Source organism: Methylocystis sp. S23, from assembly GCF_054106005.1.
On the sequence record NZ_CM134185.1, the window covers coordinates 2506793 to 2525373 of the forward strand.

General features: G+C 65.4%; 19 protein-coding genes and 1 tRNA gene. 12 read left to right on the top strand and 8 right to left on the bottom strand.

Features of this window, described 5'->3' with window-relative positions; genetic code table 11:
- Positions 1 to 8: 8 nt before the first annotated feature.
- Genes ACV7JP_RS12310 through ACV7JP_RS12340 form a run of 7 tightly spaced genes read left to right on the top strand, consistent with a single transcriptional unit; the run spans position 9 to position 6843 of the window.
- Positions 9 to 818 (top strand): substrate-binding domain-containing protein, encoded by an 810-nt coding sequence (locus ACV7JP_RS12310; RefSeq protein ID WP_457795968.1) that lies wholly within the window; start codon positions 9 to 11, stop codon positions 816 to 818.
- A 15-nt stretch (positions 819 to 833) separates the two neighbouring features.
- Positions 834 to 1541, top strand: coding sequence for a c-type cytochrome (locus ACV7JP_RS12315; protein ID WP_457795969.1), 708 nt, complete (start codon positions 834 to 836; stop codon positions 1539 to 1541).
- Positions 1541 to 2578, top strand: a complete 1038-nt coding sequence (gene coxB, locus ACV7JP_RS12320) for a cytochrome c oxidase subunit II (RefSeq protein WP_457795970.1) — start codon at positions 1541 to 1543, stop codon at positions 2576 to 2578. Before ACV7JP_RS12315 ends, coxB begins: the two co-directional genes overlap by 1 nt.
- 9 nt (positions 2579 to 2587) lie before the next feature.
- On the top strand, positions 2588 to 4540 hold the full coding sequence (locus tag ACV7JP_RS12325) for a cytochrome c oxidase subunit I (protein WP_457795971.1): 1953 nt from the start codon (positions 2588 to 2590) through the stop codon (positions 4538 to 4540).
- Positions 4533 to 5132, top strand: a complete 600-nt coding sequence (locus ACV7JP_RS12330) for a cytochrome c oxidase subunit 3 (protein ID WP_457795973.1) — start codon at positions 4533 to 4535, stop codon at positions 5130 to 5132. Before ACV7JP_RS12325 ends, ACV7JP_RS12330 begins: the two co-directional genes overlap by 8 nt.
- Positions 5132 to 5587, top strand: a complete 456-nt coding sequence (locus ACV7JP_RS12335; RefSeq protein ID WP_457795974.1) for a hypothetical protein — start codon at positions 5132 to 5134, stop codon at positions 5585 to 5587. Before ACV7JP_RS12330 ends, ACV7JP_RS12335 begins: the two co-directional genes overlap by 1 nt.
- Complete coding sequence (locus ACV7JP_RS12340) at positions 5575 to 6843, top strand: cytochrome c oxidase assembly protein (RefSeq protein ID WP_457795975.1); 1269 nt, start codon at positions 5575 to 5577, stop codon at positions 6841 to 6843. Before ACV7JP_RS12335 ends, ACV7JP_RS12340 begins: the two co-directional genes overlap by 13 nt.
- A gap of 11 nt (positions 6844 to 6854) precedes the next feature.
- On the opposite strand, the gene ACV7JP_RS12345 is transcribed toward ACV7JP_RS12340, so the two are convergent.
- Positions 6855 to 7088: a helix-turn-helix domain-containing protein gene (locus ACV7JP_RS12345; protein WP_457795976.1), complete on the bottom strand. Its 234-nt coding sequence runs from the start codon at positions 7086 to 7088 to the stop codon at positions 6855 to 6857.
- Between the two features lie 89 nt (positions 7089 to 7177).
- On the opposite strand from ACV7JP_RS12345, the gene ACV7JP_RS12350 reads away from it, so the two are divergent.
- The gene (locus ACV7JP_RS12350; protein ID WP_457795977.1) at positions 7178 to 7507 is read left to right on the top strand and encodes a hypothetical protein; all 330 of its coding nucleotides are present in this window, start codon (positions 7178 to 7180) and stop codon (positions 7505 to 7507) included.
- Positions 7508 to 7624: 117 nt separating this feature from the next.
- On the opposite strand, the gene ACV7JP_RS12355 is transcribed toward ACV7JP_RS12350, so the two are convergent.
- A tRNA-Lys gene (locus ACV7JP_RS12355) sits at positions 7625 to 7700 on the bottom strand.
- 116 nt (positions 7701 to 7816) lie between these two features.
- Positions 7817 to 8368 carry a hypothetical protein gene (locus ACV7JP_RS12360; protein WP_457795978.1) on the bottom strand — a complete coding sequence of 184 codons (552 nt, stop codon included), beginning with the start codon at positions 8366 to 8368 and terminating at the stop codon, positions 7817 to 7819.
- Positions 8369 to 8653: 285 nt separating this feature from the next.
- On the opposite strand from ACV7JP_RS12360, the gene mdh reads away from it, so the two are divergent.
- The 4 genes from mdh to ACV7JP_RS12380 all read left to right on the top strand — a co-directional run bounded on the left by mdh (position 8654) and on the right by ACV7JP_RS12380 (position 14805).
- Positions 8654 to 9616 carry a malate dehydrogenase gene (gene mdh, locus ACV7JP_RS12365; protein WP_457795979.1) on the top strand — a complete coding sequence of 321 codons (963 nt, stop codon included), beginning with the start codon at positions 8654 to 8656 and terminating at the stop codon, positions 9614 to 9616.
- A gap of 1199 nt (positions 9617 to 10815) precedes the next feature.
- Complete coding sequence (gene sucC / locus ACV7JP_RS12370; RefSeq protein WP_457795980.1) at positions 10816 to 12006, top strand: ADP-forming succinate--CoA ligase subunit beta; 1191 nt, start codon at positions 10816 to 10818, stop codon at positions 12004 to 12006.
- Between the two features lie 347 nt (positions 12007 to 12353).
- Positions 12354 to 12605 carry a hypothetical protein gene (locus ACV7JP_RS12375; RefSeq protein ID WP_457795981.1) on the top strand — a complete coding sequence of 84 codons (252 nt, stop codon included), beginning with the start codon at positions 12354 to 12356 and terminating at the stop codon, positions 12603 to 12605.
- 427 nt (positions 12606 to 13032) lie between these two features.
- Positions 13033 to 14805, top strand: a complete 1773-nt coding sequence (locus ACV7JP_RS12380; RefSeq protein ID WP_457795982.1) for a tetratricopeptide repeat protein — start codon at positions 13033 to 13035, stop codon at positions 14803 to 14805.
- Between the two features lie 330 nt (positions 14806 to 15135).
- On the opposite strand, the gene ACV7JP_RS12385 is transcribed toward ACV7JP_RS12380, so the two are convergent.
- The 5 genes from ACV7JP_RS12385 to cysQ all read right to left on the bottom strand — a co-directional run bounded on the left by ACV7JP_RS12385 (position 15136) and on the right by cysQ (position 18581).
- Positions 15136 to 15552 carry an EVE domain-containing protein gene (locus ACV7JP_RS12385; protein ID WP_457795983.1) on the bottom strand — a complete coding sequence of 139 codons (417 nt, stop codon included), beginning with the start codon at positions 15550 to 15552 and terminating at the stop codon, positions 15136 to 15138.
- On the bottom strand, positions 15552 to 15857 hold the full coding sequence (locus tag ACV7JP_RS12390) for a YciI family protein (protein ID WP_457795984.1): 306 nt from the start codon (positions 15855 to 15857) through the stop codon (positions 15552 to 15554). Before ACV7JP_RS12390 ends, ACV7JP_RS12385 begins: the two co-directional genes overlap by 1 nt.
- 43 nt (positions 15858 to 15900) lie before the next feature.
- Positions 15901 to 16923 (bottom strand): hypothetical protein, encoded by a 1023-nt coding sequence (locus tag ACV7JP_RS12395; protein WP_457795985.1) that lies wholly within the window; start codon positions 16921 to 16923, stop codon positions 15901 to 15903.
- 103 nt (positions 16924 to 17026) lie between these two features.
- Positions 17027 to 17611: a DUF1134 domain-containing protein gene (locus ACV7JP_RS12400; RefSeq protein ID WP_457795986.1), complete on the bottom strand. Its 585-nt coding sequence runs from the start codon at positions 17609 to 17611 to the stop codon at positions 17027 to 17029.
- A 127-nt stretch (positions 17612 to 17738) separates the two neighbouring features.
- Entirely contained in the window at positions 17739 to 18581 is an 843-nt protein-coding gene (gene cysQ, locus ACV7JP_RS12405; protein ID WP_457795987.1) for a 3'(2'),5'-bisphosphate nucleotidase CysQ, read from the bottom strand.

The following is an 18581-nucleotide window of genomic DNA, read 5'->3' on the forward strand; positions in this document are numbered from 1 at the left end:
AGGCGCGGATGCGGAGCCTTGCGGCGTTTTCGTTGCTGATCGGAGCGGCGGCGCTCGCTCTTTCGCCGGCGACCGCCGCGGAGAACGAGATCAGAATCTGCGCCGATCCGAATAATCTTCCCTTCTCGGACGCGATGGGCGGGGGGTTCGAGAACAAGCTCGCGGCGCTCGTCGCGGCGGAGCTCGGCCGAAGCCTGTCCTATACATGGTGGGCGCAAAGACGCGGCTTCATTCGCAACACGCTGAAGGCCGGCGCCTGCGACATCGTGATGGGCATGCCGACGCATTCCGATCTCGTCGCGACGACGACGCCCTATTACCGCTCGACCTACGTCTTCATTTCCCGCGCGGATCGAGACCTCGACATCGCCTCGCTTTCCGACCCGCGGCTGCGGACGCTGAGGATCGGCGTGCATCTCATTGGCGACGACGGCATGAACACGCCGCCGGCGCATGCGCTTGGCGCGCGCGGCCTGGTCGCCAACGTCGTCGGCTATCCGATCTACGGGGATTACGCGCAGCCCGCGCCGGCGCTCCGCCTGATCGAGGCGGTGGAGACGGGCGCAGTGGATCTTGCGGCTGTCTGGGGGCCTTTCGCCGGATATGAAATGATCCGAGCCGCCACGCCCTTGCGCATCGAGAAAATGCTTGGAACGGACGCCTTCGCGCCTCTGCAATTCGCCTTCGACATCTCCATGGGCGTACGCAAGGGCGACGACGCGCTCAAGCGCCGCCTCGACGAAATCATCTTCCGCAGAAGCGCCGACATTCGTCTCCTGCTCGAGCGCTATGGGGTGCCGATCGTGCAAAACGACTAATGCGGAGGCCAGGCAATGCGCGCGCCATGTTTCCTGACAATGATCGCCGCGCTGCTTCCGCTGCTCGCGCTCGAGACGCATGCGCGTCCGCCCAGGCGTCCTCATGCGCCGCCCGGCCCCGCGCAGCAAGCTCCGCCGCCTCAGGGAGGAGCGCGGCAGCCGGAAGAGAAAGCGCCGTCTCAAGAGAATCCGCCGGACGGCGGGGATCATGCGCTCCCGCGCGTGGGTCTCTACCCCGCAAGCGGCGAAAGCCTGCATGAAACGCCCGTGTCCCGCTTATTCCCCGGCAACGTTTCGGCGGAAACGCGGGTAACGAATCCCGTCGAGGGATCGCCGGAGGCGATCCAACGCGGCATGAGCTATTTCAGCCAGTTCAACTGTGTGGGCTGCCATGCGCCAAATGGCGGCGGCGGCATGGGCCCGGCCTTGAGCAACAGATTTTTCGTTTATGGAGACGATCCCGCAAACATCTATCTCAGCATCTACCAGGGGCGTCCCAATGGGATGCCGGCTTGGGGCGCCATGCTGTCGGAGAATCTCATCTGGGATCTCGTCGCCTATCTCCAGAGCATCAGCAAGGAGCCGATAACAGGCTGGGGAGAAACCGCGTCGCACGACGCTTGGACGATCGAGCAGCATCCAGCGGAATTCTCGCAGACGACGACGCCCTGGAGTCAGACACAGCGGTTCAGTTTTGGCCGCAGCCCGAGCGGGAGGCGCTGATGACCGCTTTCGCGCCTCGGCTGAATTGGGTCCTGGCGCCGATTATCGTCGCGACCGCCGCGCCGCTGGCGCAGGCGGCGCCGACGCCTCCATTGAACTATCTGCAGGCCTTCGGCCGGAAGGCCGAGACAATCGCGTCCTTGACCTGGGCTCTGCTGATCCTGTCGATCGCGGTCGTCGTCATCGTCGCGGCGCTCACTCTCCTTGGCGTCCTCCGCCGACGGACCTCGCTCGTGGCGACCGACGCGCGCAGGGAGCCTGTCGTCCGGCCGACGGGCGGAGTCGCCTGGATTACCATCGGCGTTTCGATATCCACTCTCGCCTTGCTCGGCGGCATGGCGTGGAACGCCTACACGATGGCGGCGGTGAACAAGCCGCCGCGCGATCCCTCGCTGACGATCAAAATTATCGCGCATCAATGGTGGTGGGCGTTTCAATACGAGAGCGGCGCCCCTTCGGATTACTTCGAGACGGCGAATGAGGCGCATGTGCCGGTCGGCGAGCCCGTGCGCATCGAGATCGAATCGGCGGATGTCATTCACTCCTTCTGGGCGCCCGCGCTCGGCGACAAGATTGACGCCATCCCCGGCCAGACCAACAGGACCTGGCTGGAGGCGGGCAAGCCGGGCGTCTATCGCGGTCAATGCTCCGAATATTGCGGCCGCCAGCACGCGCATATGGGGATCGTTATCGTCGCCGACGCGCCGGCGGATTTTCGCGCGTGGCGAGACAAGCAACTCCGCCCCGCCGAACATGCGCACGGCGCGCTTGCGGGCGGAGAGGCCCTTTTCGCCATAAGATGCGGCGCCTGCCATGCGGTGCGAGGCGCCTCGGCTTGGGGAAAGCTCGGCCCGGACCTCACGCATCTCATGAGCCGGAAAGGCCTCGCGGCGAATACGCTGCCGAATACGCCGGCGCATCTCTCGGGCTGGATCGCGGATCCGCAAGGAATCAAGCCCGGCGCGAAGATGCCCGTTCTGGCGATTTCCGGCCAGGAGCTGACCGTGATCCGCAATTATCTTGCAACCTTGAAGTAAGGGGCGCCAATGGCCGTCGCGGACGAAGATCGTCTCCTGGACTTCAAGCGCGTGCAGGCGGCGGCCGTCGTGAAGCGTGATCTCGAACGCATTTGGGAAGGCGAATCCGGGCTTCTCGGATGGTTTTCGACGGTGGATCACAAGGAATATGGCAAGCGCTATATCGTAACCGCCTTCATTTTCCTTCTGCTCGGCGGCGTCGAGGCGCTGGCGATGCGGCTTCAGCTCGCCGGGCCGAACAAGATTCTGTTGACCCCGGAACAATACGACCAGCTTTTCTCGATGCATGGCCTGACCATGATCTTTCTTTACGCGCAGCCCGTTCTCTCGGGCTTCAGCGTGTTTCTCTTTCCGTTGATCCTCGGCGCGCGCGATATGGCGTTTCCGAGACTCAACGCCTTCTCCTACTGGATTTATCTGCTGTCGGGCCTGTTCATCTATGCGGGCTTCGCGATCGGCTACGGCCCGAACGACGGCTGGTTCAATTACGTCCCCTATGCGCTCAAGCAATATAATCCTGGACCCAACATGGATTTTTACGCGCTGGGGATGATCCTCTTCGGCATATCCTCCACCGCCGGCGCCGCGAATTTCGTGGTGACCTTCCTGCGCGCGCGGGCGCCCGGTATGTCGATCAATCGCATCCCGATCCTCGCATGGGGCACCGTGACGACGGCTTTCGGCGTCCTCTTTTCCGTTCCGGCGGTCAGCCTGGCTTTCTTCTTCCTCTGGACCGATCGGCAGTTCGACACGCATTTCTTCGATCAGGCGGGACGCGGGCAGCCGCTTCTATGGCAGCATCTCTTTTGGATCTTCGCGCATCCCTGGGTCTATGTCGTCGTGCTTCCGGCCATGGGCATCGTGTCGGACGCGCTGCCGATCTTCTGCCGGCGCCCGCTCGTCGGCTACACGGTTGTCGTGCTCGCCACGGTCGCGACAATGGTGATGGGCTTCGGCGTCTGGCTGCACCATATGTTCGCGACAGGCATCCCCTATCTCGCGCTCTCTTTTTTCAGCGCGGCCTCCTTCGTCATCACCGTGCCGAGCGCCGTCGCCGTCTTCGCCTGGATCGCCACGATCTGGACCGGCCGCCCGGTGGTGTCGACCGCCTTCCTGTTCTTTGCGGGCTTCATCGTGACGTTTGTGATCGGCGGCGTCTCGGGCGTCATGACGGCGGCGGCGCCGAGCGATCAGCAGCTCACCGACACTTATTTCGTTGTCGCCCACATTCATTACGTGCTCATCGGCATCAATGTGCTCGCCGTCATGGGCGGCCTCTATGTATGGTTCCCGAAGATGACCGGGCGCCTTCTGAGCGAGCGTCTTGGCCGCTGGAATTTCTGGACGACCTTCATCGGCTTCAACCTGGCCTTTCTGCCGATGCATTGGACCGGCCTCGCCGGCATGCCGCGCCGCGTCTACACCTATCCCGAAGAGCTCGGCCTGACCGCCGTCAATCTGGTCACGACCGTCGGCGCCTTCATCCTCGCGGCGGGCGTGCTGTCGCTCCTCGTCAACGTCTTCATAAGCCGCAAGCATGGCGCGCTTTCGGGGCCGGATCCCTGGGGCGGGCCAACGCTCGAATGGACGATTCCATCGCCGCCGCCGGTCTATGACTTCGAGGTCATTCCGGCCGTGGCCAGCCGCCATCCGCTTTGGGAAAAAGGGCTGGAGGAGGCCGCCGGCCGATCTTCGGCGATGCGCGGCCTGCGTCTCGACGAAGGAAAGGAAATGCTGGCGACGACGGCGCTCGACGCGGAGCCGGACGCGATCGTGAAGGCGCCGGATGACTCGATCGCGCCGCTCGTAGCGGCGCTCGCAGCGACTGGAATCTGCACGGGCGCTCTGGTCCTTTCCTGGATCGTGGCGGGGATCAGCGCCGCCGCGCTTCTGGCCGCGCTTCTTGTATGGCTCTGGCCGAGGCGGCGACTGGGCCAAATCGCGGAGGCCCGGCATGTCTGACGCCGTGTTCGATGCGCGAAAGCTGCCTGTCGGCGCCGGCCGCAAGAGCTTCGGCTGGTGGGGCATGATGACCGTCATCATGACGGAGGCGTCGCTCTTCGCCTATCTTCTTTTCTCCTACTACTACTTCGCGGCCCAATACGGTCCTGATTGGATTCCCGAGCCGCCGAAATTCGGATTGTCCGGGCCCAATACGGCCATTCTGCTTCTTAGCAGCGTCTTCGTATGGTGGGGAGAACAGAGCGCGAAGCGCGGCGCGCAAGCGAGATTGTCCGCCGGCCTCGCAATGGGTCTCGTTCTGGGAATCCTTTTCGTCGCCATCCAGATATTCGAGTGGCGAGAGAAGCCCTTCAATCTGTCCGCGACTTCCTACGGCTCGAGCTTTTTCGTCACGACCGGATTCCATATGGCCCATGTCGTGGTCGGAAACCTGATGCTCGCCCTTGTGCTCCTTTGGTCCCTGCTCGGCTATTTCGACAAGGAGAGACATGCGCCGGTCTCGATCGCCGCCGTCTATTGGCACTTCGTCGATCTGGTTTGGCTCACGATCTTCTTCACCTTCTACGTCACCCCCTATCTGGGAGTCGGCTGATGGCCAAGGAACGCATCCTTTCGGCCTATGGCGTCATGCCCCCGGCGCCGCATAGCGAGCGCGTTTCCGCGGCGCTGCTGTTCGGGGCGCTGCTGGCGCCTCCTCTGGCGTGGGGCGTCCAGCTCATCGTCAATTACGGCTTGGCGAGCCATGCCTGCTTCCCGGGAGACATGCCGAGGACATCTTTGGCGCCGGGATGGGAATGGGTGGCGCCGGCGATCATCGCGCTCAACCTGGCTTCTCTCGCCATTGCCGCAGCGGCCTCCGTCGTCTCGCTTTCCATTTGGCGGCGCACGCGCGAAGAGGCGGCCGGAGGACATGCGAGCGCGCTCGATATCGGCCAGGGACGCACGCGCTTCCTCGCGATCTGGGGAATATGGACCGGCGTATGGTTCGCGCTTCAGATTCTCTTCGGCACCATCGCCGCCTTTTGGACGCCGGCATGCGGAAGCTGATTTTCCTTCCGGCCGCCGCCGCGGCCTTCGCCGCGACGCGGCCATGCGCGGCGCTGGCGCATGGCGGAGGCGGCGCGGCGGATACGGACGGGCTGGTTTTGACGATTTTGGCGGCGGGTCTTTTCTACGCGACCGGCGTTGGAAACATCCGCATTCGCGGCGCCTTCGACCGCGTCATCGGCTGGAGGGCCGCCAGCGCTTTCGCCTTGGGCCTGGTCGCGATGTGGGCTGCATTGACTTCGCCGCTCGAGCGGCTGAGCCAAGCTCTTTTCTCGGCTCACATGGCGCAGCATCTGGCGCTCATCATGGTCTGCGCGCCGCTTTTCGTTCTGGGTCGCCCCGCACAGGCCTTTATCTGGGCCTTTCCGCAAGCGCGCCGGCGGCGGCTCTTGCGCGGATGGCGGACCGTCGCCGGGACGCCGATCGGCGCGCTCGTCGCTTCGCCGCCAATGATCTGGCTTCTGTTTCTAGGCCTCTTCGGCTTCTGGCATCTGCCCGGCCCCTATGCTTTCGCGCTTCGCCGCGCGCCGGCGCATATCGCCGAGCATCTCTGCCTGTTGATCAGCGCATATGCGTTCTGGGCCGTCGCCTTCGGCTACGCCGCCGGCGTTTCTCGTGGCGGACGGCTTCTATTCGTTGCGTCCGCCGCTCTTCTCAGCGCCTTGCCCGGCGCGCTCATTTGCATCGCCCCGCGCCCCCTTTATCCGAGCCATGCGGATGCGGCGGCGCGTTTCGGTCTGACGCCGCTCGAGGATCAGCAGCTCGCAGGTCTTGTGATGTGGATTCCCGCCGGCTTTCTCTATCTTGCGGTCATCCTCGGATTGCTGTTTCTCTGGCTCCGCGATGCGGAGCGGCGGCAATGCCCGCGCCGCAGCGTTCCGCTCATCGTCCTTCTGCTGATCGGTGCCGCCCTCTCGGGATGCGGCGAGGAAAGCGCAGGCTCGCGCCGCAGGGCCGCCCTTGCATCGGCGATCCCCGGCGATCCGGCCAAGGGCGCCGATGAGATCAAAAAGGTCGGTTGCGGCTCATGCCACATGATCCCCGGAATCGCCGGAGCCAACGGCCTCGTCGGTCCGCCGCTCGACCATATGGGACGGCGGATTTATATCGCCGGACTGCTCCGCCAGACCCCGGAGAATCTCGCGAGATGGATTCGCGATCCCCAATCCATCGCGCCCGGGAACGCCATGCCAAACATGGGACTCTCCGAAGAACAGGCCCGCAACATCGCGGCCTATCTTTCCAATCTCCGTTAAATTTCTCCCGATCAAGAGCGAGGAGGAAACTCGGCGTCGGGGGTTAGCAGCAGAGCCGGCGTCGTGTCGAGCGCCGCCGCGAATTTCGCGACGATCGTCACCGTGGGATTGCGCACGCCGCGCTCGACGCCCGAAACATAGGTGCGATCGATTTCAGCCTTGTCGGCCAGCGCTTCCTGGCTGAGCCCGATCGCCTGACGGGCCAGCCGCACATTTTTCCCGACGATTTTGCGAACGTCCTCCATACCGGGCAATGCGCCCGCATGTCGACTTATCGTCCACGGATGATAGTCGACATTTTGGTTTCAAGGGCGCTTTGTAGACGATAGTCATCATGCCGAAGGAGGGCTTCGGCATGGACTGGAAGGAAATCACTTGGTGGATTTGCATGTTTCTTGGCGCGGCGCCCGCTATGGGGGCGTTCCTATGGCATATATGGGAGTTTTACATCCTCACCCGTCGCGTCCCGCGCGAGGAAATCGAGCGCCTCGCCGACGAGATAATGCGCAAGCACGCTAACGATCCCGATTATCGGGCCTATGTCGAAGAATACGCCGCGTGGGACAGGTCCAACGCCTTCGAGCAGGGGAAATGGAGACGCGTTCGCAAGCATATCGCCAAGGTCTGGAATCGAAAGGGTAAGATAGGGCGGCTCCCACCATGATGGCTCATGAAACATTCGACAAAATTTCACGCCTTGAGAACCCTCCGTCAGCTAAGGCGGCAGGCGCCGCCGAGCCCGTGGCGGCGGCGCGCATTCTACTTTTTCCTTGATGAAAAATGGTGGGCGCACAAGGGCTCGAACCTTGGACCCGCTGATTAAGAGTCAGCTGCTCTACCAACTGAGCTATGCGCCCGTCCGGCGGACGCCGTAGCGCCCTCGGAACGGGGGAGCGAATATCAAATGACCGCCCCCCTGTCCAGCGCCGATCCGCGCGAAACGTCAAAATTCTGTCGCGTCGGGGAAAAGGGCTTATCTCCCCGCCGGCCAGCCGTGGATGGCCTTGGCTTTCGTCACGAGATCGGCCCAGGGGCCCTTATAGGCGTTGCCGGCCTCGGCCGTGGGGGCCGCCTGCTTCTCGGCGCAAATCTCCTTCGCGGCCGGCGATTTCGGCCCGTCGACGAAGAAGTAGACGACGTTGAGCTTCAGCGCCGAATACCACTGGTTGAGGATGTCGCCGCGCTTCAGCACATTCGTGCCCCAGCTCGCCTTCTTGCCGTCGGCGGGCGTCGTTCCCGGCTTGAAGCCGTAGCCGAAATCCCCTTCGCCCTTTACGAGGTCGAAGCGGACATAGCAGAGTTCGCCCTTGGGCGGCTCCGGCAGGAAGACCAGCTCGCGCGTGACGATCGCGTCCTGATTATTGTAGCGGACGGTCGTGTCGACAGGAAAATGCCAGACGTCGACCGTCTCGAAACGCCGCAGCAGCGCGGCTTCGTCGGCGTCCTCCGCCGCAGCCGCGGGGCCGGCCCAGGCGGCGGCCGCGGCCAGAAACGCGACGCCCCCTCCAGAAATCCACTTGCCCATTTCATATCCCTTCCAGACGCTCGCGAGCGCCGATCCGTTAGGCAGGTGGGAAGCGTCGGCTTCGCCCGCAACCCCTGCGACAATTGCGCCGCCCGGAGCCGAAGGTCCGTTGCGCGGCATTGAGGCGCCCCGCTTGCGGCGCCGTGGATTTGGGCGTTCCGCGAGGGACTGGCTTTCTTCGATCCTGCTAGGCTTTCCAAGGGCGAAAAAGCAGGCTTTCGCGTCTTCCCTCCCGCGCAAAACCGCGCTAGCAGTTTAAGCGGAGATCCCAGCACGAGATAAATTATGTCGCGAAAGAAAATCGCTCTGGTCGGCGCCGGCAATATCGGCGGAACGCTTGCCCACCTCGCCGGCCTGAAGGAACTCGGCGACATCGTGCTGTTCGACATTGTCGATGGCGTTCCCCAGGGCAAGGCGCTCGACATCGCCCAGTCCTCGCCCGTCTCCGGCTTCGACGCTTATCTTTCCGGCGCGTCCGACTATTCCGCAATCGCCGGGGCTGACGTCGTCGTCGTCACCGCCGGCGTGCCCCGCCAACCGGGCATGAGCCGCGACGATCTCCTCTCCGTCAATCTCGGCGTCGTGGCCAAGGTCGGCGCGGGCGTCAGGCAATATGCGCCGGACGCCTTCGTCATCTGCATCACCAATCCGCTGGACGTCATGGTCTGGGCGCTGCAGAAGGCCTCGGGCCTGCCCACGAACCGCGTCGTCGGCATGGCGGGCGTGCTGGATTCCGCCCGGTTCCGCTATTTCCTCTCGGAGGAGTTCAAGGTCTCGGTCGAGGACGTTTCCGCCTTCGTGCTCGGCGGCCATGGCGACGACATGGTTCCTTCCGTGCGCTACTCGACCGTGGGCGGCGTGCCGCTGCCGGACCTCGTCGCCATGGGTTGGACGACGCAGGCGCGCATCGACGCCATTGTCGAGCGCACCCGAAAGGGCGGCGGCGAGATTGTCGGCCTGCTCAAGACCGGCTCGGCCTATTACGCGCCGGCGGCCTCGGCCATCGCCATGGCGGAGAGCTATCTCAAGGACAAGCGCCGCGTGCTGCCCTGCGCCGCCTATCTCAACGGCGAATATGGCGTGAACGGCCTCTATGTCGGCGTGCCGACGATCATCGGCGCCAATGGCGTGGAGAAGGTGATGGAAATCAAGCTCGACGCCGCCGAACAGGCCATGTTCGACAGATCGGTCAATAGCGTGAGGACGCTGATCGAGGCGGCGAAGGCGCTCAATAAGGATTTCGCCTGAGGCCGAGACGGCCGCGCTTTGAGGTCTGCGTCGCGCATTCTCATCACGGCGCGGCCCCCCACCCTTGATTCCTCTCCGCAAGGGGGAAGGAGGCGGCTCGCGACCGAGAGGGCTGACATGGCCCAGACATGATCCCGAACGGCGCCGCTCCTCCCCCCTCTCCCCGCTTGCGGGGAGAGGGTCGGGGTGAGGGGCGAGGCGACGGCATGCTCACCGAGATTTTCGATAGCGTTCCAGAGCGATACTCTTGTTTCATGATGCGGCTTCGCCCCTCACCCCAGCCCTCTCCCCGCGCGCGGGGAGAGGGGAACACGTCGCGCGCGGGCGACACAACCAACGTCGCCCTCTCCCCGCAAGCGGGGCGAGGGAGCCAGCGGCAATTCCCTCGCCGCCGAAATCCGGCGCGAGGCGTGACAGGAAGCCGGGGCGCCCCGGCCCCGTTCGGCCGAGTGCGTGAAATAAATGCGCGTCGGAGCCAGGACGTCCCGGCTGCGGTCTTTCTGCGCGAGGCGCCTTCTCCGAAAGCCGTTGCGCCCCCGGATGGAAGGCGGCGTTCTTTCGGACACGGCCCTTGGGGGCCGCTTCTTTCCCGCAGGCCTTAAAGCCTCCGGGCGCGTCGCAAGGGTCCTCTATGCAGCGCCGCCCCAGACCGAGAGCTTTTTCCCGTTTCGGTAATCAGTCCCAGCATGCGGTCAGCAGGTTCTGCGGCCAAGCTGTTTCGCGCGAGGGCAATCCCCGCGCCCTCCATGCGTCTGGAGGGAGCCGGCCAGCGGCGCATGGACCCGACGCAAGGCGAGGGTCGCCGCCTTGCGCTTAACCGGCCCCGCCGGCGCCGCCGACCCGACGACGCCCCTGCAAGTTGGCGAGGCGGAGCCAGGATAGCGGAGGTTTGGCGGGTGGGGATAAGTGAGCGCCGTCAGGCGCCCTCAATGGCGAAGCGCGATATGCGCGCACCCCGCGACCTCAGGGCGGATTGGGTGAAGGTTTCCTCAGCATGAGGGCGAGGGATTGTCGCCCGTCACCCGATCGCCCGCCCCGCGACCTCCCGCCCGCTTGACGACGCCGCCCCGCCATGGCCATTAGGCGCCAAGCCGCTACCGCGCTTTCCGCTTGGGAGCGCATTCTTATCGCGAGAGTCTGCGGCTTTCGCGGAATGCCTCCGGGGCGCGCCGTTTTTTGCTTCGAGGAGAGACTTCGGCATGAATATCCATGAATACCAGGCCAAAGCCATTCTGCGCGAGTTCGGCGCGCCCGTCGCCGCTGGCTTTCCGGTCCTGAAGGCCGAAGAGGCCGCCGAGGCCGCCAAGAAGCTCCCCGGCCCGGTCTATGTGGTGAAGGCGCAGATTCACGCCGGCGGCCGCGGCAAGGGCAAGTTCAAGGAAGAGGCGGCCGGCCCGCAGGGCGGCGTCCGCATCGCCAAGTCGATCGAGGAGGCGGAAGGCTTCGCCAGGCAGATGCTCGGCAACACCCTCGTCACGATCCAGACGGGCGAGACCGGCAAGCAGGTCAACCGCCTCTATATCGAGGACGGCGCCGCGATCGACAAGGAATTCTATCTGTCGATGCTGATCGACCGCGCGACCTCGCGCATTTCCTACGTCGTCTCCACGGAAGGCGGCATGGACATTGAGGAAGTCGCCCATTCGACGCCCGAGAAGATCGTCACCTTCTCGGTCGATCCGGCCACCGGCTATCAGCCGCATCACGGCCGCCGCGTCGCCGACGCGCTGAAGCTCAAGGGCGACCTCGCCAAGCAGGCGGGCGCTCTGGCCGAGAAGCTCTACACGGCCTTCGTCGCGAAGGACATGGAGATGCTCGAGATCAACCCGCTGATCACGACCAAGGACGGCCAGCTGCGCTGCCTCGACGCCAAGGTGAGCTTCGAGAACAACGCCCTCTACCGTCATCCGGAGCTCATGGAGCTGCGCGACCTCTCCGAAGAGGACGAGAAGGAGATCGAGGCGTCGAAATACGACCTCGCCTATATCTCGCTCGACGGCAATATCGGCTGCATGGTCAACGGCGCCGGCCTCGCCATGGCGACCATGGACATCATCAAGCTCTACGGCGCCTTCCCGGCCAACTTCCTCGACGTCGGCGGCGGCGCCACGACGGAGAAGGTCACGGCGGCCTTCAAGATCATCACCGCCGACCCGAATGTGAAGGGCATTCTGGTCAACATCTTCGGCGGCATCATGCGCTGCGACACCATCGCGGAAGGCGTGATCGCGGCGGTGAAGGAAGTGGGCCTGCAAGTGCCGCTGGTCGTGCGCCTCGAAGGCACGAATGTCGATCTCGGCAAGAAGATTCTGAGCGAATCGGGCCTGAACGTCATCCCCGCCGACGATCTCGACGACGCCGCGCAGAAGATCGTGAAGGCGATCGGCTGAAGCGCCGAGGCTCATCGAAGCGGTCGGACTGTTGATAAGATTTGCGTGACGCCCCTCGCGTTTCGAGACGCCTGCTGCGATCTCGGGCTCGCCCGAGATCGATCCTTAAATGCGCAAGTCGGGCAAGCCCGACTTGCGCAGGCTCCTCAGCATGAGGGGCTTCTGAATCTGCGCCAAGCGCTTGGGCCTCATCCTGAAGAGCGAGCGAAGCTCGCGTCTCGAAGGACGAGGCAGGTTGATCCGCCGCCGTTTTTATTCAATCTGCGCCGCGGCCATTTGCCGGACGCAAAGATTTTCCGCTTAAGCTGTCCGCTGAACGCTTCCTTCGTCGTTCAGGGGACAGTTCCATGCGCCGTCTCGCCATCGCCGTCTTGATCATTCTTTCTTCCGCCGCCGTCGCCCAGGGCCAGGGACTACAGGATACGAGCGGCCTGTCCTGCGGCCAGTTCAAGAAGGGCAAGGACGGCGCCTGGCGGGCCAAGCGCTGGATGATCCTGCCCTGCGGGGCCGCGCTCTCGCCGGGAACGCCCTTCATCGAGGGCGCCAATCTCTGCGGCAGGGACCTTGCGAGCGAGCTCGACGACGCCTGCGGCGAGTGAGGCGGGCAGGGCGATCGGGTGAACGCTGGCGTGAGCGAATCCTTCCCCTTTACGGCTACCGCATGCATCATCTCGAAAGTCGCCAACGCCGTTATGGCCGGGACGAGCCCGGCCATGACGGCCTCCTGGAGATGTGTGACTCTCTTAGCTTCTTTACGGGGAGCGGCCCCGCCAAAGGGCGTCTGAAAGACGGCCCCACCCGGCGGTCTTTCGACCGCCGACCTCCCCGCAAAGGGGAGGTATGGGGCGGCTAACCGCCTGAGATGATCGTTCGCCCGATTGCCCCGCGGGCAGGGCGTTTCCGCCTTGCCTCGCGGGCGCAAAAGCGCCATCTTTACGCGCGAATCTGGACATTCCGGCCACTCGTCCCGGCGGATCTGCCGCGTCTCGCGCATGGCTGCTCCGCCTCTCGTCTAGGAAAGCGCCTGTGCCTCATCTCGCTCGCCCGCTCGCCACGGTTTCCCGCGTCCTGTTGCGCGGCGGCGTCGCCCTCGCCGCGCTCGGCTGGTGCGCTTTTCCGGAGGCGAGCTATGCGCTGGCGCGGGAAGGGTCGCTTTCCGTGGCGCGGCCCTTCGAGGTCGGCGCGAGCCTGTCCGGCAATTATCTCGCGGCGATCGTCGCCGGCGCCGAGCGCGACACGCTCGCCGCCTCGACCTTCTTTCGCGAGGCGCTGCGCGACGATCCCAACAACCAGGACCTCATCGACCGCGCCTTCGTCGCCGCGCTGGCCAATGGCAACATGCCGGAGGCGGTCTCGCTCGCGCCCCGCGTGATCGCCCATGACAAGGGCAACGGCCTCGCCCGCCTGACCAAGGGCGCGGACTTCATCAAGAATCGCCGCTGGGCGGCCGCCCGCGCCGAGCTCGCCAAGGGCGGCGGCGACCGGCGCCGCGACATCACCTCGACGCTGCTCGTCGCCTGGACCTATGCGGGCGCCAAGGATACGCGCAAGGCGCTCGCGACGCTCGACCAGCTCAATGACGAGGCCTTCATCGTCTTCCGCGACTATCACGCGGCGCTGATCGCCGATCTCGGCGGCGACAAGGCCGAGGCCGAGAAACGCTTCAAATCCGCCTATGCGACGGAGAGAAACACGCTGCGGCTCGTCGACGCCTATGCGCGCTTCCTCGCGACCCGCGGCCAGCGCGACGAGGCGAAGAAGATCTATCAGGGCTTCGACGAGGTGGCTCCCGGCCATCCGATCATCATCGCCGGCGTCGCCGCGCTGGACGAGGGCAAGGCGCTGCCGCCCTTCGTGCGTTCGGCCGACGAGGGCGCGGCGGAGGTTCTTTACGGGCTCGGCGCCGTCGGCGGCCGCCAGGGCGACGAGCTCGCCTCGCTCATCTATCTGCGCCTGGCCCTCGCACTCGCGCCGGAGAACGCGCTGGCCATCATCACGCTGGGCGACGTCTATGAGCGCATGAAGCAGGAGGCGACGGCGATCGACCTCTATGACAGCGTGCCCAAGGAGAGCGCCCTGCGCGTCAACGCCGACGTGCAGGCCGCGCTTCTCCTGGAGACGCTCGGCAAGTCGAAGGAGGCGACCGAGCATCTGTCAGCCGTCGTCGCGGCCAATCCGAAGAATCAGGAGGCGCTCACCGCGCTCGGCAATCTGCAGCGCTCGCGCAAGCTCTTCTCCGACGCGGCGGCGACCTATTCGCGCGTGATCGAGCTGCAGCCCAAGCCCGAAAAAAGCCAGTGGCTGCTCTATTACTATCGCGGCATCGCCAATGAGCGGCGCAAGGACTGGAAGGCGGCGGAGTCCGACCTCAAAAAGGCGCTGGAGCTGAATCCCGACCAGCCGCTGGTGCTCAATTATCTGGGCTATAGCTGGGTCGACCAGGGCGTCAATCTCGACGAAGCCTTCCGGATGCTGCGCCGCGCCGTCGATCTGCGCCAGCGCGACGGCTATGTCGTCGACAGCCTGGGCTGGGCCTATTACAAGCTCGGCCGCTACGACGACGCCGTGCGCGAGCTGGAAAAGGCGATCGACCTCAAGCCGTCCGACCCCGTCATCAACGACCATCTCGGCGACGCCTATTGGCGCGTCGGCCGCAAGCTCGAGGCGCAGTTCCAGTGGAACCACGCGCGCGATCTCAACCCCGATCCGGAAGACCTGCCGAAGATCCTGGACAAGATCAAGAACGGCATGAAGGACCAGCCGGCGGTGGCGGGGAATACGACGCGGACGGGAGGGTAGGGGCGCTCCTCCCGTCATTGCGAGCGAAGCGAAGCAATCCAGAGCCTCATCCGTGCCTGTGGGTTGCTTCGTCGCTTCGCTCCTCGCAATGTGAAGATTGGCGCGAGCGGGGTTAACTTGCCTGCCGATCTTAGCGTAAGTCAGCGCTCGGAGAGTTCGCCCGGGCGCCTCTCCGTCATTGCGAGCGGAGCGAAGCAATCCAGAGCGGCGTCGCGGGGCTGGATTGCTTCGTCGCTTCGCTCCTCGCAATGACGGTCGGCGCGGCCGCGTAACTTGCCGGCGGTGGCCGATGCGCCGTAAATGCGAGCATTAGGGCGGCCTGGCCTGGGCCTATCGCTCCCCCGCCATCTCCATCACAATCGCCCATTCCTCATCCGTCACCGGCTGCACCGACAGGCGCGAATTGTTCACCAGCACCATGTCGGCCAGCCGTGGCTCGGCCTTGATGTCCGCGAGCGTCACGGGCTTCTTCAAAGCCTTCGCCGCCTTCACGTCGACCATGCCGAATTTGCCGGTCTCGTCCGTATGGTCGGGGTAATATTCCTTGATGATCTCGACGACGCCGACGATCGCGCGCTCCTCGTTGGAATGGTAGAAGAAGCCGCGTTCGCCTTTCTTCATCGCCATCAGATGCTTCTTGGCGAGATGGTTGCGCACGCCGTTCCAGAACGTGCCCTTGGCGCCCGCCGCGACCTGCTGCGCCCAGGACCAGGCGGAGGGTTCGCTTTTGAAGAGCCAATGCGCCATCAGAGTTCGGCTCCGACGACGCGTTTCCAGGCGCGCAGCTCCACCCGTTCGAAGAGGCTGGCCTTGGCGTAGGGGTCTTCGCTGAGCAGCTCGCGCGCCTCGGCGAAGTCGGCGCAATCGAGGATGAGCATCGAGCCCACGGGCTTGTCGCCGTCGAGGAAGGGACCGCCGAGCTTCACTTTCGCCGCGCGCCTGTCGAGAAAGGCGAGATGGTCGGCGCGGGTGGCCATGCGAAGATCAACCTGTCCGGGCTTGTCGAAACAAAGGGCGACGAAGAGCAAGGCGGCCTCCTTGAGGAACGGCAATGCGCTTCTTGTCCCAAAGGGCGCGCGCAGGGTCAAGATTGCTTCAGTCGGCTTGCGCCGGTTCGGCGAGCCGCGCCACGCGCTCGCCGAAATCGACGATCGCCTGGCGCAGCGCCGCCACATCGGCGGGCGCCGCCGATTCGCTCGAAAGAGAAGCGGCGCCGGCGCGGCGCTGATTTTCCCGCTCGGCGCGCAAGGCCTCGACGGCGCCGTTCAGCATGGCGTTGTCGGCGCGCGCGGCTTCCAGCCTGTCGGCATGGTCGCGCGCCTCGGCGCGCGCATTGCGCAAGGCGCCTTCGAGATGGTCGACCTCGTTGCGCCGGCGCTCCTGCTCCGCGGCGAGCGCCGCGCGCGCCTCGTCGCGCGCCTTCGCGGCGTCCTGCTTTTCCTCGAGCGCGCGCTGCAGCTTCTCGAAAGTGTGGTTGTAATCCTGGATCAGGCCGGGCACGCGGGCGGCTTCGGTCGCGGCGCGCTCGAGCTTCTCCCTCAGCTCGTCCAGCTCGCGCTGGAGCTGCGTGTTCTGCTCGTGCAGCGCGCCGATCTTCGCCTCATGCGCGACCACGCGGCTGTAATGCGCCTCTTTCTCGCGGCCGAGCTCCTCCTTGTCGGATTCGAGCAGGCGCAGGCGCTCGACGCCGCGATCGGCGCGCTCGGTCATTTCGTGCAAGGCGAGCTCGGTCGAGCGCAGAAGGTCGGTGCGTTCGGCGAGCACTTTCTGCGCCTCGCGCAAGGCGAGCTCCATGTCGCGATTATCGGCCTCGGCCTTCTTCAGCCGCGCCTCCGCTTCGGCGACGCGCGCGGCGTGGCGGCCAATGGCGGCGAGGTCCGTCGCCCTCGCCGCTTTCACCGCCTCCATCTCCTGCTCGAGCCGGCGCTCGCGCACGGCGAATTCCGCGCGCAGCAGATCGCGCTCGGCGACGACCTCCTCCATGGACATGGGCGCGAGCATTTGCAGCCGCCGCATGGAAAGCCGCAGCGCGCGCCGCCAGAAGGCCGGCAAAAACAGAAGCGTGATGAGCCCGGCGACGAGAAAGCCGAGCGCGAAATACATCGCCTGTTCGATCAAGACGCCAACCTCGCGCCGCCACGGGGATTATCGGCGGCAGGCTGCGAGAGTGCCACGTCCGGCGCGCGAAATCAAAAAGCCGCCCGCGCCGCGCGCGCGCCCGTCAGAACGGATTCCACGTCGAATCCGGCGTGAACTTCAGATAGCCGAGCGCGAGGCCGAGCCGGGCGCCGAGGCCCGCGCGCACGGGCATCACCACGACCTCCTCATTGTTCAGCGCGGTGAAGCCGAGGCCGCCGACGAGATAGGCGGAGCCGTTGACGCCCGCGAAGCGGCGATAGATCGCCTCGACCTCGGGCAGGTTATAGACGAGCATCATGGTGCGGGCGCCGTCCGCGCCGGCGTCGAGGCCGATCGAGGGGCCCTGCCAGAAGACGCGCTTCTGTCCGGCGTTGCGCGTGAACATCGCGCCTTCGCCATAGCGCAGGCCGCCGACAAAGGCGCCACCCGCCTCCTGGCCCAGAATATAGGCGTTGGGGCGGCCCCATTGCTTGTTGGCTTTTTCCAATCCTTCCGCGAGCCCGCGCGAGATGGAGCCGAAGAAGCGATGGCCGTTCTCGACAATCTCGCCGCTCGAATAGGTCTCCGGGCGCGACGCGCGCGCGGCGCCGGGCAGGGCGACGCTGGCGGCCGCGGCGGCCGCGAGTCGGATGAGATCGCGACGGGAAGAAAGATGCGGAGCGCTCATGATCGCACGAACTCCAAAACGCAAACTGACGCTTTCACGCTTCGGCCGCGATTGCGGCCGCCGGGCGGCGCCGCCGCGTCATGGTTGCGGCGGCGTTAGCATCTTGCGTAAGAGTCGCGCGGCGTCGTTAAGAAAGCGTTGCCGACGCCGGGTCGCCCCAGGCGATGAACGCGCCATTCTTGTAATGTTGCGCGGCCTTGTTGTAGCGGAACGCCGCGCCGGCGGGATCGAGCACGGCGCCGCCCGCCGCGCGCAGAATGGCGTCGCCCGCCGCCGTGTCCCACTCCATGGTCGGTCCGAAGCGCGGATAGACGTCGGCGCGGCCTTCCGCCACCGCGCAGAATTTGAGCGACGATCCGGCGGAGATGCGATCGACGATGTCAAGCCGCGCGACGAAGGCGGAGGTCTCGGGATCGAGATGGGATTTGGAGACGAGCGCGGTCATGCCCCGCGCGGGAGCCTTGCGCGTGCGCAGCGCGCGCCAGTCCTGCGGCGCGGGAAGGACGCCGCCAGGCCGCGCATCCGCCATGAAGCTCTCGCCGCCGGCGAACCAGGCGCGGCCCATTGCGGGCGCCGAGATCGCCCCGACGACCGGCGTCTCGCCGATGACGAGCGCGAGATTGACGGTGAATTCGGGACTGCGCGCGAGAAACTCCCGCGTGCCGTCGATCGGGTCGATGAGCAGAAAGGCCTCGCCATGTTGCGCGGTCTCGCCGCGCGCCGCCGCCTCTTCGGCGATGATCGGCACGCCGGGAAGAGCGCGCGCCAGCGCCTCGAACAAATATTCCTCCACGCGCTCGTCCGCTTCGGTGACGGGCGACTTGTCGTTCTTGAGCTGGGACGCGATCTGCGGCCGCTCCAGCGTCTCCATCGCCAAAGCGCCCGCGCCGACGACGAGGTCGCCGAAAAGTCGCGCAAGGCTCCGGCGGTCGGAGCCCGCATGTAACGGCGAAGCTTGGCGAGCGTTCAT

Excerpts from the sequence above, each read along its gene's own strand:
- ACV7JP_RS12335 (WP_457795974.1), top strand. The coding sequence starts at position 5,132 with ATGGCCAAGGAACGCATCCTTTCGGCCTATGGCGTCATGCCCCCGGCG.
- ACV7JP_RS12385 (WP_457795983.1), bottom strand. The coding sequence starts at position 15,552 with ATGGCGCATTGGCTCTTCAAAAGCGAACCCTCCGCCTGGTCCTGGGCG.
- ACV7JP_RS12360 (WP_457795978.1), bottom strand. The coding sequence starts at position 8,368 with ATGGGCAAGTGGATTTCTGGAGGGGGCGTCGCGTTTCTGGCCGCGGCC.
- ACV7JP_RS12375 (WP_457795981.1), top strand. The coding sequence starts at position 12,354 with ATGCGCCGTCTCGCCATCGCCGTCTTGATCATTCTTTCTTCCGCCGCC.
- ACV7JP_RS12325 (WP_457795971.1), top strand. The coding sequence starts at position 2,588 with ATGGCCGTCGCGGACGAAGATCGTCTCCTGGACTTCAAGCGCGTGCAG.
- ACV7JP_RS12315 (WP_457795969.1), top strand. The coding sequence starts at position 834 with ATGCGCGCGCCATGTTTCCTGACAATGATCGCCGCGCTGCTTCCGCTG.
- ACV7JP_RS12345 (WP_457795976.1), bottom strand. The coding sequence starts at position 7,088 with ATGGAGGACGTTCGCAAAATCGTCGGGAAAAATGTGCGGCTGGCCCGT.
- mdh (WP_457795979.1), top strand. The coding sequence starts at position 8,654 with ATGTCGCGAAAGAAAATCGCTCTGGTCGGCGCCGGCAATATCGGCGGA.
- cysQ (WP_457795987.1), bottom strand. The coding sequence starts at position 18,581 with ATGAACGCTCGCCAAGCTTCGCCGTTACATGCGGGCTCCGACCGCCGG.
- ACV7JP_RS12400 (WP_457795986.1), bottom strand. The coding sequence starts at position 17,611 with ATGAGCGCTCCGCATCTTTCTTCCCGTCGCGATCTCATCCGACTCGCG.
- ACV7JP_RS12340 (WP_457795975.1), top strand. The coding sequence starts at position 5,575 with ATGCGGAAGCTGATTTTCCTTCCGGCCGCCGCCGCGGCCTTCGCCGCG.
- ACV7JP_RS12350 (WP_457795977.1), top strand. The coding sequence starts at position 7,178 with ATGCCGAAGGAGGGCTTCGGCATGGACTGGAAGGAAATCACTTGGTGG.
- ACV7JP_RS12330 (WP_457795973.1), top strand. The coding sequence starts at position 4,533 with ATGTCTGACGCCGTGTTCGATGCGCGAAAGCTGCCTGTCGGCGCCGGC.
- sucC (WP_457795980.1), top strand. The coding sequence starts at position 10,816 with ATGAATATCCATGAATACCAGGCCAAAGCCATTCTGCGCGAGTTCGGC.
- coxB (WP_457795970.1), top strand. The coding sequence starts at position 1,541 with ATGACCGCTTTCGCGCCTCGGCTGAATTGGGTCCTGGCGCCGATTATC.
- ACV7JP_RS12310 (WP_457795968.1), top strand. The coding sequence starts at position 9 with ATGCGGAGCCTTGCGGCGTTTTCGTTGCTGATCGGAGCGGCGGCGCTC.